Annotated in this window: 13 protein-coding genes; 5 read left to right on the top strand and 8 right to left on the bottom strand. The window is 73.6% G+C overall.

The window, feature by feature from the left end; translation table 11 throughout:
* Nucleotides 1–15: 15 nt before the first annotated feature.
* On the bottom strand, nt 16–291 hold the full coding sequence (locus tag AC1DWH_RS13775; RefSeq protein ID WP_477094153.1) for an iron-sulfur cluster assembly accessory protein: 276 nt from the start codon (nt 289–291) through the stop codon (nt 16–18).
* A 235-nt stretch (nt 292–526) separates the two neighbouring features.
* On the opposite strand from AC1DWH_RS13775, the gene AC1DWH_RS13770 reads away from it, so the two are divergent.
* Nucleotides 527–958: a nitroreductase family deazaflavin-dependent oxidoreductase gene (locus tag AC1DWH_RS13770; protein WP_477094152.1), complete on the top strand. Its 432-nt coding sequence runs from the start codon at nt 527–529 to the stop codon at nt 956–958.
* Between the two features lie 2 nt (nt 959–960).
* A complete protein-coding gene (locus tag AC1DWH_RS13765; protein ID WP_477094151.1) occupies nt 961–1338 on the top strand; it encodes an iron chaperone in 378 nt (125 codons plus the stop codon).
* 5 nt (nt 1339–1343) lie between these two features.
* Here the strand turns inward: AC1DWH_RS13765 and AC1DWH_RS13760 are convergent, their stop codons facing one another.
* Entirely contained in the window at nt 1344–1625 is a 282-nt protein-coding gene (locus tag AC1DWH_RS13760) for a hypothetical protein (protein ID WP_456844888.1), read from the bottom strand.
* A 476-nt stretch (nt 1626–2101) separates the two neighbouring features.
* On the opposite strand from AC1DWH_RS13760, the gene AC1DWH_RS13755 reads away from it, so the two are divergent.
* Together AC1DWH_RS13755 and AC1DWH_RS13750 are read left to right on the top strand one after the other, a co-directional pair.
* Nucleotides 2102–3514, top strand: a complete 1413-nt coding sequence (locus AC1DWH_RS13755; protein ID WP_477094150.1) for an HNH endonuclease signature motif containing protein — start codon at nt 2102–2104, stop codon at nt 3512–3514.
* A gap of 33 nt (nt 3515–3547) precedes the next feature.
* On the top strand, nt 3548–3925 hold the full coding sequence (locus AC1DWH_RS13750; RefSeq protein ID WP_477094149.1) for an MmcQ/YjbR family DNA-binding protein: 378 nt from the start codon (nt 3548–3550) through the stop codon (nt 3923–3925).
* Nucleotides 3926–3939: 14 nt separating this feature from the next.
* Here AC1DWH_RS13750 and AC1DWH_RS13745 read toward each other — a convergent pair whose 3' ends face one another.
* Together AC1DWH_RS13745 and AC1DWH_RS13740 are read right to left on the bottom strand one after the other, a co-directional pair.
* The gene (locus AC1DWH_RS13745) at nt 3940–4281 is read right to left on the bottom strand and encodes a YnfA family protein (protein ID WP_477094148.1); all 342 of its coding nucleotides are present in this window, start codon (nt 4279–4281) and stop codon (nt 3940–3942) included.
* Between the two features lie 31 nt (nt 4282–4312).
* Nucleotides 4313–5431, bottom strand: a complete 1119-nt coding sequence (locus AC1DWH_RS13740; RefSeq protein ID WP_477094147.1) for an LLM class flavin-dependent oxidoreductase — start codon at nt 5429–5431, stop codon at nt 4313–4315.
* Between the two features lie 199 nt (nt 5432–5630).
* Here AC1DWH_RS13740 and AC1DWH_RS13735 point away from each other — a divergent pair, with 199 nt between their 5' ends.
* On the top strand, nt 5631–6920 hold the full coding sequence (locus tag AC1DWH_RS13735; RefSeq protein ID WP_477094146.1) for an alpha-amylase family glycosyl hydrolase: 1290 nt from the start codon (nt 5631–5633) through the stop codon (nt 6918–6920).
* A gap of 81 nt (nt 6921–7001) precedes the next feature.
* Here the strand turns inward: AC1DWH_RS13735 and AC1DWH_RS13730 are convergent, their stop codons facing one another.
* The 4 genes from AC1DWH_RS13730 to AC1DWH_RS13715 form a co-directional block, all read right to left on the bottom strand.
* On the bottom strand, nt 7002–9056 hold the full coding sequence (locus AC1DWH_RS13730; protein WP_477094145.1) for a glycosyl hydrolase family 28-related protein: 2055 nt from the start codon (nt 9054–9056) through the stop codon (nt 7002–7004).
* Between the two features lie 248 nt (nt 9057–9304).
* Nucleotides 9305–10783 carry a glycosyltransferase family 39 protein gene (locus tag AC1DWH_RS13725; protein WP_477094144.1) on the bottom strand — a complete coding sequence of 493 codons (1479 nt, stop codon included), beginning with the start codon at nt 10781–10783 and terminating at the stop codon, nt 9305–9307.
* Between the two features lie 20 nt (nt 10784–10803).
* Nucleotides 10804–12300 (bottom strand): outer membrane protein assembly factor BamB family protein, encoded by a 1497-nt coding sequence (locus tag AC1DWH_RS13720; protein ID WP_477094143.1) that lies wholly within the window; start codon nt 12298–12300, stop codon nt 10804–10806.
* 5 nt (nt 12301–12305) lie between these two features.
* On the bottom strand, nt 12306–13754 hold the full coding sequence (locus AC1DWH_RS13715; protein ID WP_477094142.1) for an outer membrane protein assembly factor BamB family protein: 1449 nt from the start codon (nt 13752–13754) through the stop codon (nt 12306–12308).
* Nucleotides 13755–13881 lie beyond the last annotated feature (127 nt).

The raw sequence follows: 13881 nt of genomic DNA, 5'->3' as shown, positions 1-13881 counted from the left end.
TTGCGTGTGCTGGGGTTACTGCGGGCTCAGAGTGAATGCGGACCCGGTCGAGGCCGGCTCCACGTCGAGACGCTGGTCCGCGAGCGTCAGGGACGCCTCGTGGTCGACGTAGACGCGGGTCGACCCGTCCGTCACCACGTCGTCGCCCGGGAGGGGCTCCGGGACGAGCGCGAGCTCGAAGCCGCCCGCCTCCTGCTGGGCGATCCGGAGACCGCCGGTGTCGTCGGGCAGACCGGCCTTCGTCGTGAGCGTGTGCACGGCGTCGCGGGCGCTGTCAGTCAGGGTGAGCACGATGGCTCTCCTTCCGTTGCCGGGGGCGCCACCCCTCGCGGGGCGGCTCGTCGGACGTCTCCACCGTCCCCATGGGCGCGGGGGCGGCGCAACTCGGGGTCCGCTGGGTGAGACCCGTGCGTCCGTTCCCGTCGGGCGGTCGCCGGGGCGGCACATCGGCCCTAGGCTCCGCTCCCGCGTGTCGTGGGTGGTGGTTCGTTCGCCGGTTGCCGGTCGCTTCGCTAGCGTCGACCGCATGCCGATCCCGCTGTGGGTCACGCGCGTCAACCGGCGTTTCACCAACCCCATGATGGAGCGCTTCTCCGACTGGCTCCCGCCGCTCGCGACCCTCCACCACGTCGGCCGCCGCAGCGGTCGCCGGTTCCGCACACCGGTCTTCGCCTTCACGACGCCGCGGGGCATCGTGATCGCGCTGACCTACGGGCCGGACGTCCAGTGGCTGCAGAACATCGAGGCCGGCGGCGAGGCGCGCCTGGTCCGGCGGGGGCAGGCGTTCGTGCTCAGCGACCCGCAGCGGCTGCACGGCCCGGACGGGGCCCGATGGATGCCGCCGGTGATCCGTGCCGCGCTCGCCCTCATGGACGTGGACGAGTTCGTCATGCTGGACGCGGCGCCGGTCCGGGCGGCGGCGCGGCGGTCGTCGTCGGCACGCGTCGAGGAGGAGTAGCCATGGTGCGCGAGGGATATCCGGCGGGGAGCGTCGACGAGTACCTAGACCTGGTCCCGGCGGCTCAGGGTGCCGCGCTGCGGGTGGTCCGCGACAGGCTCGTGGCCCTCGTGCCCGACGCGGAGCAGGTGATCTCGTACCAGGTGCCGACGATCCGGTACCGCGGCGCGGGGCTCGTCGCACTGTCCGTCGCCAAGACGCACTGCAGCCTGCACCTCATGAGCCCGCCGCTGGCCCGGTCGCTGGCCGGGACGCTCGACGAGGGGAAGCTCGCGGGCGCGACGCTGCAGTTCGACGCGGCGACGCCGCTGTCGGAGGAGACCCTGCGACTGATCGCGACGCGGCGCATGGCCGAGGTCGACGCCCGCCTCGACGCCTGAGCGCGTCAGACGATTCCACGACGGCTGCCGTCGATCCCCGACGACACCGTCGTCCCCGCCCACAGGTCCGGGTTCGTGCAGCCCTCGGCGCAGTGCATGCCGCACGTCGGGCAGACCCAGAGCGTGTGGTGCCGGTCGACCGTGCACCCGCAGGTGACGAACCGTTCCGACGGGCGACCCGGACCGTTCGTCGTCCACCGATGGCCCGCCGGGCAGCTCGCAGGCGGCACCCGCACCCAGCCGCGTGGCGTGCGCTGCCACTTCGACCAGTCGATGTCGCGGACCATCGAACAAGTGTACGAAGAAATTGCCGACGGCGCGTCGCCGTCGGTGCGTTTGTGCTGGTCAGGGGTGAATGTCAGTGGTCGGTCGTACAGTTGTTCTATGCCCGGATCGGGCGGTTCGGGCAACCGGAGGAGGCGCGATGACGGCGGTGATCGAGGACGTTCTGTCCGAGCTCTTCCCGGCCGACGACCGTGTCGGTGCACGCACCGCGCCGCCAGGAGACGCCCGCAGCTCGCGTCGTCGCCCCAACTCCGCCGCTGCGGCAACCGCCACCGCCCCGGCGACCGCGCCGGCTCCGTCGCGCCCGAGCCTCGACACGCTCATTGACACCCCTGCTGCGCCCGCCACGTCGCCCACCGCCCCGACCGGCGGTGCGCGCGTGGCTGCAGCGTCATCGGGCTCGGCCACCCCAGCGCCCGCGCCAGGGTCTGCGCCCGGGTTGGTGTGGGCGGATTCGGGTCATGGTGCCCGGCTTGGCGTGGCACCCGCGCCGGATCGTGGCGCGCGGGTGATCGACCTGGCCGACGTCGAGGCGTACCCGCTACCGGATGTCCGGCTAGAGGACCTGGTCGCGATGCTGACCGCGGTCCCCGTCGCCGACGTCTCCGGAGCCGCGCTGGTCAACGCGGTCGCACTGTCCCAGCAGTCGCTGAACATGCTGCAGGCCGTGCAGGCGAGGTTCGTGCGCGAGCTTGAGGCACGCACCCCGGACCCGTTGCGGCACGTCCCCGACGAGCTGGCATGCGCCCTGGTCTGCACCCGGCGGTCCGCGGAGATGCTGTTCCTACGCGCCTGGGGCACCGCCCAGCACCCCGCCCTGGGCGACGCGTGGGCGGCCGGGGCGATCGAGGCCCGCAAGATCGACGTGATCCTGGACGAGGTCGCCAAGGGCGGTACCGGTCTGGACCCGGACGCGGTGCGGGCCGTGGTCGGCGACGCCCTCGAGCGCGCCGCCGAGTTGACCGCGCCGCAGCTGACCCGGCACGTGCGCGCCACCCTGATCGCCCTCAACCCCGACCTGGTCGAGAGGCGGCGCCTCGCCGAACGTGACCGCCGCGGCATCGACCTCATCCTGGCCCCCGACGCGATGGCCCGCCTGGTCGCCTACCTACCCGCCGCCGAAGCGACGGCGGCGTTCACCGCGATCGACGCCCTGGCCGGACACGCCGCCCTCGACGGGGACCAGCGCACCGTGGACCAGCGGCGGGCGGACGCGTTCAGTGACGTGTTCACCGCCATCCTCGACCGCCAGACCACCCCGGACGGCACCCCGCTGCCGCGTAAGCACGGGCAGAGGGTCGCCGTGCAACTGTCCGTGGCCGCCACCACGCTGCTCGGCCTGGACGACGCGCCTGGGTTCCTCGGGTCGTACGGGCCGGTGCCGGCGCAGGTCGCCCGCGAGCTCGCCCAGGACGGCACCTGGCGCGCCGTCCTGACCGACACCACCGGGCAGGTCTGCGCCGTGGGCACGACGTCGTACCGCCCCGGGGCGGATCTGACCCGGACCGTGCAAGCCCGGGACGTGACCTGCACCTTCCCCGGCTGCCGCCAACCCGCCACCCGCTGCGAACTCGACCACCGCATCCCCTATGACCACGACCGCGCCGCACAGGACCGGCCGCATCCGGGCCACGACCCGGGCCAGCGGCAAGTGCACGACCTGCAGACGTGCGAGGCGAACCTGCACGCGTTGTGCAAACACCACCACCAAGCCAAGACCGAAGGCTGGTGGAACGTCACCTACAACCCCGCCACCGGCGTCTCCACCTGGACCGACCGACACGGACTGACCTACGCCCGCCACCCCGCCCGCATCCACACCACCCCCGACCTCCTCACCCACCGACCACCACCACTCCCACCCGTCCCACTCGGCGACCCACCCTTCTGACCCGACCAACCAGCCGACAGGGAGGATGGAGCCGTGGACGAGAACGACGCGCGGAGGTCAGCGCTCGCGCTGCCCGAGGTGTCGGAGCGGCAGAGCTGGGGACGGGCCGCGTGGTTCCATCGCAACCTGGTCGCGAGGATGTGGGACGACGACCGCCTGACGGTGCGCGTCGAGGACGACGGGGAGCGGCTCGCGCTGGTGGAGCAGGAGCCGGACCTGTACTCGACGACCGATCACCACGCCGGGACCAACCTCGTGCTGATCACCCTCGACGTCGTCGACCCTGCGACCCTGAGCGCGCACCTCGGCGAGTCGTGGTGGTGGGCGGCTCCCCCCGTGCTGCGCCGGCGGTACGCGGACCTCGGGCCACCGATCGGGCCGGACGGGCCTGACAGGTCGGACGGTGCCTGACGGGGCCGGACGGGTCAGCTGCCGGCCGGTCGCGGGCCGTACATGATCAGGGCGACGCCGAGCAGGCAGACGAGCGCGCCGGCGATGTCCCAGCGGTCGGGCTTGAAGTCGTCGGCGACCATCCCCCACGCCAACGAGCCGACCACGAAGACCCCGCCGTAGGCCGCGAGGATGCGACCGAAGTGGGCGTCGGGCTGCAGGGTCGCCACGAAGCCGTACAGCCCCAGGGCGACGACCCCCGCGCCGATCCAGGCCCAGCCGCGGTGCTCGCGGACGCCCTGCCAGATGAGCCACGCACCGCCGATCTCGAGGAACGCGGCGGCGACGAACAGCACGATCGACCGGGTGACGGTCATGGGTCCTCCTGGCAGCTCGGGTGGCCGAAAACTACCCCGTGACCAGGTCCGGGGTGCGCGCGGATGCGCGAGCGGCGAATCTCGGCAGCACCTCTTCGCCCACCCGGTACGCCTCCTCGACGTGCGGCCAGCCGGACAGGATGAACTCGTCGAACCCGACAGCGGCGAGCTCGTGCAGACGGTCGGCGATCTCGTCGTGGCTCCCGACCAGCGCGGTCCCGGCCCCCTCGCGGAGCAGGCCGATGCCGGCCCAGAGGTTGGGGGCGACCTGCTGCTCGCGGGCCTCGAGACCGAGCCCGCGGGTCAGCTCGGTCATCCGTGCCTGACCGACGGACTCCATGGTCCCGAAGCGCGCCTGGGCGGCCGCGCGGGCGTCGGGGTCCATCCCGGCGAGCAGGCGGTCGGCCTCGGCCCACGCCTCGTCGGCCGTGTCCCGCGCGATGACGTGGAGGCGGACGCCGAACCGCGGGGTGCGTCCGAGGAGCGCAGCGGCGGCGCGCACGCGGGTGAGCCGCTCGACCAGCGCCGGGACGGGCTCGCCCCAGGCCAGGTAGACGTCGGCGTACCGGGCGGCGACCGCCTCGGCGGCGGGCGAGGCTCCGCCGAAGTACACGGGAGGCCGGGGCGCCTCGAGCGACGGGAACCCGCCGCCGACGACGTCGTAGTGCGGGCCGTGGTGGTCGAGCGGAGACGACCCCCACAGCCCGCGGAACACCGACAGGAACTCGCCGGTCCGGGTGTAGCGCTCGTCGTGGCTCAGGGTGTCGCCGTACGCGCGCTGCTCGGCCGGGTCGCCGCCCGTGACGATGTTGACCGCGAGCCGCCCACCGGACAGCCGCTGGAAGCTCGCGGCCTGCTGGGCGGCGAGCGTCGGCAGCAGGAACCCGGGGCGGAACGCGACGAGGAACCGCAGCCGCTCGGTGAGCGGGAGCAGGGCCGCCGTGGTGATCCACGCGTCCTCGCAGGCCGCGCCGGTCGGTGTCAGCACGGCGTCGAAACCGGACTGCTCGGCCGCGCGCGCGATCTGCCCGAGGTAGGCCAGCGACGCCGGCCGGGTCAGCACTCGCTTCGCGACGCCCGCGGCGGCCACGACGTTCGCGACGTGCCGGCCGTCGCCGTTGGTGGGGAGGAACCAGTGGAAGGAGCTCATGTCAGCCTGTCTCGGGGGTCGGCAGGTGGGGCGTCCGGAGTCTGCGAACCACGAGCCCGCCGAGCAAGGCCGGGGCTCGGTCGTCTCACGGGCCGGATGCCGGACCGGTCGCGCAGCGCGACGCCACCGGGCGACGACGCACGAGCGGGCCGGCGGGCGCCTAGGGTCGGAGCAGGCGACGACGGAACAGAGGCATCTCATGGGCGGCACCGAGCCGGGCTGGGTCCGGCACGCGATCTGGTGGCACGTCTACCCGCTGGGCGCGGTCGGGTCGTACCCCGCGCAGCCCGCGCCGGGGCCCGACGAGCACCGCCTGCGCAGGCTGGTCGCGTGGCTGGACCACGTCGTCGCACTGGGTGCCTCGGGGATCGCGCTCGGGCCGGTGTTCGCCTCGAGCACCCACGGGTACGACACCGTCGACCACCTGCGAATCGACCCGCGCCTGGGCGACGACGAGGACTTCGACGAGCTCGTCGCGCAGGCTCACGACCGCGGCCTGAAGGTGCTGCTGGACGGGGTCTTCAACCACGTCGGGCGGGACTCGGCGATCGCGCGCCGGTCGGTCGACGCGCTCGAGGGCCGGTCCGACGACGAGGTCTGGCTGGCGCGGGACGCCGACGGCGGCTTCATCGGCTTCGAGGGCCACGACGCCCTGGTCACGCTGGACCACGGGCACCCGAGCGTCGTCGACTACGTCGTCCGCGTGATGACCCACTGGCTGGCCCGGGGCGCGGACGGCTGGCGGCTCGACGCGGCCTACGCGGTGCCGACGAGCTTCTGGGCGCAGGCGCTCCCCCGCGTCCGCGCCGAGCACCCCGAGGCGTGGTTCGTCGCGGAGGTCATCCACGGCGACTACCCCGCGTTCGTGCAGGACTCGACCGTCGACTCGCTCACGCAGTACGAGCTGTGGAAGGCGGTCTGGAGCTCCCTGAACGAGAGGAACCTCTGGGAGCTGGCCTGGTCGCTGACCCGGCACGACGAGTTCCTCGAGACGTTCGCGCCCCAGACGTTCGTCGGCAACCACGACACGACGCGCATCGCGAGCATGGTCGAGGACCCCCGCCACCGGCCCCACGCGGTCGTCGTCCTCTGCACGGTCGGCGGCACGCCGACGGTCTACGCGGGCGACGAGCTCGGCTTCACGGGCGTGAAGGAGGAGCGCGAGGGTGGCGACGACGCCGTCCGGCCGGAGCTCGCGGCGGACGGCCCGGGCCTCGGCGAGAATGCGGTCCTGCGGCTGCACCAGGACCTCATCGGACTGCGACGTCGGCACCCGTGGCTGCACCGGGCGCGCACCACCCAGGTCACGCTGGCCAACACGACGTTCGTGTACGAGGTCCGCGACGGCGACGACGCGCTCGTCGTCGCGCTGAACCTCGACGACCAACCGCTCGCCCGGCCGGCGGGCGAGGTGCTGGCTTGCGACGACGAGTCGCGCCAGAGGGACGACATCGCGCCGCACGGATGGGCGGTCGTCCAGCCGCAGTGAGGACGCGAGGAGGGCGGCGTACCGGTACCCAGCCGGCACGCCGCCCTCCTCTCTCTCACCGCACCCCCGGCGGCGGTCCTGCTACCAGGGCGACGGCGCCGGCGGTGCGATCACCGGCGGGCGGTCGTCGCAGGTGATGGTGTTCGGCAGCTCCCACGGCGCGAACCAGGGGCCGGTGGTGCCCCCGCCGTCGTTGCCGCCGAGGTCGACGGACGACCACTCGGACCCGGCCGGCGTGAAGTGGAACGTCCCGCAGTTGTTGATGCCGACGGCACCGACGTTGCGCGCGTCCACGTTCTCGAAGGTGGCCGACCCGGCGGCCCGCGCACTGAGCACCGAGGTGCCGGTCCCGTCGACGCGGATGTCCTTGAAGTGGACGTTGGTCACCGAGTAGAGGTCCTTCACCGGCCAGTCGGCGACGACCATGATCGCGTTGTAGGTGTTGTCGAGGAAGTGGTCGCCGACCACCTGGAGATCGGCGTCGATGGACTTCTCGAGCGCGTAGAACCAGATCGCCCCGAGCCCGATGTTCCAGTTGAGCTCGAACGTGCCGGCGCGGACGGTCGTGTTGTCGGTGATCCAGAGGTGCCCGGTGAAGGCCTCGGCGCCGAACCGGGACCCGACCTGGATGCCGCTGCCCTCGCGGAGCGGGTCGGCGATCAGGTTGCCGACGACCGTGTTGTCGGTGCCGCCGTAGATGGCGACGCCGTTGGCGAGCGTCGGCGTCTGGACCGTGTTGTGGTCGAACGTGTTGCCGGAGTTGGTGGTGTGCTCCGCCCACATCGCGAGCCCGTCGTCGCCGGTGTTCCGCACGACGTTGTTCGAGGCGGACGAGTTGGTGACGCCCGTGTGGAAGTTCAGGCCGTCGGCGATCTGGTCGACGATGACGCTGTTCTTCACGACGAGGTTGTTCATCGGGCCGTCCACCCACACGCCGACCTTGGTGTGCTGGATGTAGAGGCCGTCGATCGTCGAGTCGCTCAGCGCGCCGCCGATGCCGTTGACCTGGTCGGTGTCGATGCGCTCCCGCACGTCGCCCTGGATGGCGAAGCCGGACAGGTGCACGTTGTGGCTGCCGCCGACCGACGCGTCCTTGCCGTAGAACCCGACGCCGGTGTGCACGGAGCCGTCGGGGGCGGGCGACGCGAGGGCGACCTCGTGGCCCTTGATGATCGTGTACCAGGACCCCGCGCCCTCGATCGTCACGTCGTCGACGACGATGTGACGGTTCACCTGGTAGACGCCCGGGGGCACGTAGACGGGCAGGTGCTTGGCCTTGCCGTACGCGATCGCCTTGTCGAACGCGTCGGCCGAGTCCTTCTTCCCGAACGGGTCGGCGCCGAACAGCAGGACGTTCGCGGCCTTGAGCCGGACGTGCGGCAGGCCGACCGCCTCGGAGTCGAGGAGGTCGATGACGGTCCAGGCGGCCGCGGTGCCGACGGGCGCCGTCAGACGGACCTTGGCGCCCGCGGGGTAGGTGCGGCCGAGGAGCAGTCGCTGCTCGTCGTAGAAGTGCATCGGCCGGAACGGCGTCGTGACGGTGGGGGTCGGCGTGGTCGCCGCCGGCACGCAGCCGCACTCGGTGATCCACCAGTCCGGGTGGAGCAGCCCGGCGTTCGGGTCGTTGCTGAACGGGTACTGGTTGTAGAGGTAGGAGTACTGCGAGGTCAGCGTCACGGACCGCTTGCCGGTTCCGTCGACCGTGACGTCGAGCGGTGCCGTGATGCCGCCGCCCGTGGCGGAGTCGGGGAGCGAGTACCGGACCGTGAGCGCGTTCGCGGCCTTCGGCAGCGTGAACTCGACGTACTGGCCCGGCTGCAGCTTCACCGCCGAGCGGCCCGACGCCTCCGCGGGCAGGGTGTACGGCGTCCGGTCGGGACCGATGATGCTGCCGGTGGTCGCGGCCTTCTCCGCCTCCTGCTCGAGGAAGCCGACGGCGGCCCCGCGGCCGGAGACCAGCGACGGGTCGAGGGCGGCCCTCGTGACGGGGGTCGGCGTCGGTGCCGGGGTCCCTCCGTGCGCCGAGGCCGCGCCCGCGGTGCCGACGACGACGCCCAGCGCGACGGCGAGCGTGAGGGCCGAGACGAGTGGACGGGCGGACCGTCGTGATGCAGGCCGGATGACTGTGTTCCTCACGGGAGCGCCTCCTTGCGCAGCCGGGACGGTGCCGGGGTGACACAAGTGGCCCGACGCCGCGTGGACGGGACACACCGTACGTACTGGACAAACGGGTGGACAAGATCGAATCGGATAAAGCAAGAACTTACGTGCGACGACGCAAAACACGACCGACGAAGAAGCATCCACACCCTGGAAGCGCAGCAGGAAGCCGAAGCAACGACCCGGACGGAGCAACGCGGGCTCCACAGAGACACGGAGGAGACTCACGCGTCGAGGTGCGTGACCTCGTCCCACACCGCCGCCCACGACCCCTGCGGGCCGTCGCACACCTGCACGAGCCCGCCCTGCTCCTCGTTGTCCACGTCGAGTCCGTCGTCGATCGACGCCACCGCACGGCAGCCGACCGCCCAGCCGGGCGGCCCGTCGTACCCGACCAGCACGAACGGGCCGGCGTCCCCGGCCGGCGGACCCCAGGCGGCGTACCCGTTGTGCCCGCTGAACACCGGCACGTCGGACCCGTACCACTCGAGCGCGCCGGCCTCGCCGTAGTTCCCGGTCACGACGAGCGCGGCGCCGCTGTCGTCGACCGCGCCCGACACCGTCGCCACGAGGGCCGGCCAGCCGATCATCTCGCTCTGGTCGTCGTTGAGGTCGGCGTAGAACGACTGCCCGAACGCCTGCGCCGGCAGCAGCGGCAGCGCGGTCGGCCACGCGATCAGCGCGCTGAGCCCCAGGACGACCCCGGCGACGACGAGCCCGCGGCGATTCCGACGCTCCTCGAGCCCGCACGCGCCCGCCGCCAGGAGCACGGGCACCGCGCCCACCACGTAGTACGCCTTGCCGCCGGTGAGGGCGAAGACGACCAGCAGCACGAGGAACGCCCAGGCCAACGGCCTCGCCCGGACCAGCGACGGAACCCGCAGCAGCCGGACCAGGCCGTAGATCCAGAGGATCGCGGCCACCGGGGAGAACTGGACGAGCAGCAGCCCGACGAACTCGAGGCGCGGGCCGATCCCGGAGTACTCGTCGCGGATGTCGGCGGCCAACGTCAGCTGCGGCCACCCGTGCGCCGCCTGCCAGAGCAGGTTCGGCAGCCAGATCAGCAGCGCGAGCCCGGCGCCGCCCCAGGCCCACGGCGAGCGCAGGTGGTGCCGGACCTCAGGGGTGAGCGCGGTGCCGACCGCGATCCCGACCAGCAGGAACGCGACCAGGTTCTTGTCCAGCAGCGCGACCCCGGCCAGCAGCCCGACCACCAGCCAGCCGCGGGGCCGGTCGCGGGAGAGCGTGCGCAGGACGACGTACACGATCGCGACCCAGAACAGGGTGTCGATCGTGGTGGTCGACAGGATGTGGCCGAGCGTCACGACGACGACCCCGGTGCCGGTGGCGACGACCGTGAGCAGCTGCGCGCCGGTCCGGCCCCCGAGCTCCCTGGCGGTCAGCGCGGCGAGCACGACGACGCCGGCCGCCGCGAGCGCGCTGGGCAGGTGGAGCGCCACGAGCGAGCCGGGGGCGGCGAGGTCCGCGAGGTGCGCGATCAGCGGGGTCAGCGGCGGCTGGTCGGGGTAACCCCACGCGAGCCGGCGCCCGGCGGCGACGAAGTAGAGCTCGTCCCGGTGCGGGCCGTACCGCCCGGACAGCGCGACGAGCACCGCGAGCAGCACGCCCGCGGCCCCGAGCACCCCGGGCCAGGCCACAGCCGGGAGTGCGCCGCGACGCCGGCCGACGTCGGCGACGACCACCCGGCGAGCGTAGCGAAGGGCTACTGCAGCACCGAGACCTCGGCGGAGGCGTTCGACCAGCCCAGCAGGAGGCCCTGGAACATCTGCACGTCCGTGACGCCCTTCGGGTACGGGATGCTGCCCACCTCGTCGCCGGTCTCGAAGTCGTAGGCGAGGAGCCGGCCCCCGTCAGCGACGCCCGACGACGACGTGGTCGGCACCAGCACGTGCCGACCGTCGGTGGCCAGCGAGCCGCCCAGCCCGAGGGTCGCCGCCGTCTCCCAGTCGACGTGCCCCGTGCGGCCGTCGACCGCGACGAGCGAGCTCGCCGTGCTCAGGTACACGCGGCCGCGGACGACGAGCGCGCCGTACCCGGGCTGGATGTCGGCGGTCCAGCGTTCGTGCCCGCTCTCGCGGTCCCACGCGTGCAGCTCCCCCAGGGCCGTGAGGACCAGGCCCGGGACGCTGCCGTCGTCGACGGTCGTCTCCAGCAGCCGCCCGTCGAGGACCCGGTCGCCGGCCGGGTCGCCGTCGGCGCTCAGGAGCGTCGTCGTCTCCGCGTCGCCGGAGCTCCCGTAGTCGGTCATGACGAGGTCGCCGGTCACGGGGTCGACGCCGTAGCCGCCCCCGCCGTCGACCGTGCTCAGGCCGCCGCGGACGACGTCGCCCGCCGGCGACAGGAGCGTGAGTGCGGGTCCGTCGGCGAACGCGAGGACGTCGCCCGCGGTGAAGAAGGACCAGAAGTGCTCGGTCGTCGCGTCGACGACCGCCTCGGGGTCGACGACGAGCGGCTCCGTGTGACGCCACCGCTCGGCCCCGGTGCGCGCGTCGTGCGCGACGATCTCGACCCCCCGCTCGGCGTCGCGGTGCCCGACGACCACGAGCCCGGCGAGCACGGCGAGCTGCGTGTCCTGCTCGACCGGCCACTGCACCACGACGTGGCCGTCGTGGGTGTCGAGCACCATCACGCGGGTGCTCGTGGCCGCGACCAGCTCCTGGGCGCCGTCGTCGGCGATCCGCAGGAACCCGTCGGTGGCCAGGCACGCGGCGAACGTCGACACCTCCCCCGCGGGCGAGCCCGCCACGCACGTCCCGCCGTAGGACGTGCTCGCGGGCACCACGCGCCCCCGGACGGGGCCGACCAGCGGCGTGGACCACACGGTCGCGCCGGTGCGCGGGTCGACGGCGGTGAACGCCTGCGAGCCGTCATCGGCGAGCACCAGGCTGGCCGACCCCTCGGGGGTCTCGATGCCGCCGAACAGGGAGCCGGCCTCGTCCTGCGAGATCGTCCGGACGATCGAGAGCCGGTCGCCGAGCGGCGGCACCACGCCCGGCACGGCGGCGAGCCGGGCGACGGCGACGGCCTCGCGGTGGTCGACGACGCCCTGCACCGCGGCCAGGCTGACCACCACCACGGCCGCGGCGCCGGCGGCCCACCAGCGCCAGCGGCGACCCCCGCCGGCGACGTTGTCGGTCGGTTCCTCGCGGCCGGCACCGTCCACCAGCTCGACCGGCTGCATCCCCGCGCCGCGCGTCATCGTCGTCAGCCCAGGACCACGAGGCGGCTGTCGTCGCCCCAGCCGAGCAGCAGGTGTCCCACCGCGATGCTGGAGCGCAGACCGTCGGGGAACGGGACCCGCCACACGTCGTGCCCGTCGTCGAGCGCGAGCGCCACCAGCTCGCTGCGCGGCCCGCCGACCACCGGCTGGTCCGCGACCACCAGGTTCTGCCCGTCGGTGACCAGGAAGCCGGGGACGTTGCCCTCGGTCGTCGACCCGCGCCAGGCCACCTCACCCGTCCGCCCGTCGAGCGCGACGACCCCCGACTGCGTGCTCAGGTACACCCGACCCCCCAGCACCATGGCGTTCACCGACGCGACGACGTCCGACTTCCACCGGGCGTCCCCCGTGACGGCGTCCCACGCGCGCAGCGAGGAGTCGGACGTGAGGACCAGGTCCGGCAGGCTGCCGTCGTCGACCGAGAGCGGGAGCAGGCCGCCCGGTAGCTCGACGTCGGCACGGCCCACCTGCACCAGGGTCGAGCGCAGCGCCCCGGAGCCGGTGCTCGACAGCAGGGCGAGGCGGTGGTCCACGGGGTCGACCACGACGTCGGCGTCGCCGGGCTGGCTCGCGCGCAGCAGCCGGCCCGACGGGGACAGGAGCGCCGCCGTCCAGCCGGGGACCGAGACCGCGACGACGCCGTCGGCCCCGAACAGCCGGGCGTCCCCGGCGAACGAGCGGCGGTCGGCACCGGGCACGGGCGGGCTGTACCGCCACAGGACCGCGCCGGTCAGCAGGTCGCGGCCCGCCACCCCGGTGTCCGGGCTGCTCACCACGGCGATCCCCGGCAGCACGGCCAGGGCGGTGGCCCCCGGCGCCGACGTGTCTGCGACGACCTGCCCGTCCGCCGTGCTCAGCACGACCACCCGGGTGCTCGTCGCCGGCTTGCGGGTCTCGACGCCCTCGTCCCCCACCTGCACGAAGCCGTCGCTCACCAGGCAGGCGGCCTGCCGGGGTTCCGCGGAGCCGTCCGGCACGGCGACGCACATGCCCGCCGCCGTGCGGTCGAGCGACCGGGCCCGGACGGGGTCCGGTCCGAGCAGCGGCGTCGAGAACCGCTGCCGACCCGTGCGCTGATCGACGCCGACGAACGCCTGCGAGCCGTCGGCGGCCAGGGCCAGCCCGAGCACGGCCCCGTGGGCGGCGATGCCCTGCAGGATCACGGCCTCCGTCGAGGCGTCGGGCCGCCACAGGACGCCGACGTCCGCGCCGACCGGTCGCACGACGCCCGGCGTCGCCAGCAGGCGTTCCTGCGCCGCCCGCTCCCGGGTGTCGAGCACCGACTGGGTCACCGCCAGGGCGCCGACGAGCAGGGCGACACCGCCGACGGCGCCCCACCAGAGCCCGCGCCGCCGGGCAGGGGGCAGCGCGACGGGTTCGGGGAGGGCCACCGCCTCGTCCAGCTCGACGTGCTGCATCGCGCCGCGCGCCATGGCCGCACGCTAACCCCGCCCGGCGGCGCGGGCGCGTCCGGAGCGGGTGAGACTCACGGGCTGCCCAGCACCTCCGGCGGGCGGCGCGACGGCGGCGTCGTTGAGGAGCTCGACCTGCTCCACGTGA

Source organism: Cellulomonas sp. P2_F12 (assembly GCF_056403775.1).
Note: the sequence above shows the minus strand (reverse complement) of the source record. Positions and strands in the feature narration are given on the sequence as shown.

Excerpts from the sequence above, each read along its gene's own strand:
- AC1DWH_RS13770 (WP_477094152.1), top strand. The coding sequence starts at position 527 with ATGCCGATCCCGCTGTGGGTCACGCGCGTCAACCGGCGTTTCACCAAC.
- AC1DWH_RS13765 (WP_477094151.1), top strand. The coding sequence starts at position 961 with ATGGTGCGCGAGGGATATCCGGCGGGGAGCGTCGACGAGTACCTAGAC.
- AC1DWH_RS13760 (WP_456844888.1), bottom strand. The coding sequence starts at position 1,625 with ATGGTCCGCGACATCGACTGGTCGAAGTGGCAGCGCACGCCACGCGGC.
- AC1DWH_RS13745 (WP_477094148.1), bottom strand. The coding sequence starts at position 4,281 with ATGACCGTCACCCGGTCGATCGTGCTGTTCGTCGCCGCCGCGTTCCTC.
- AC1DWH_RS13740 (WP_477094147.1), bottom strand. The coding sequence starts at position 5,431 with ATGAGCTCCTTCCACTGGTTCCTCCCCACCAACGGCGACGGCCGGCAC.
- AC1DWH_RS13735 (WP_477094146.1), top strand. The coding sequence starts at position 5,631 with ATGGGCGGCACCGAGCCGGGCTGGGTCCGGCACGCGATCTGGTGGCAC.
- AC1DWH_RS13720 (WP_477094143.1), bottom strand. The coding sequence starts at position 12,300 with ATGACGCGCGGCGCGGGGATGCAGCCGGTCGAGCTGGTGGACGGTGCC.
- AC1DWH_RS13715 (WP_477094142.1), bottom strand. The coding sequence starts at position 13,754 with ATGGCGCGCGGCGCGATGCAGCACGTCGAGCTGGACGAGGCGGTGGCC.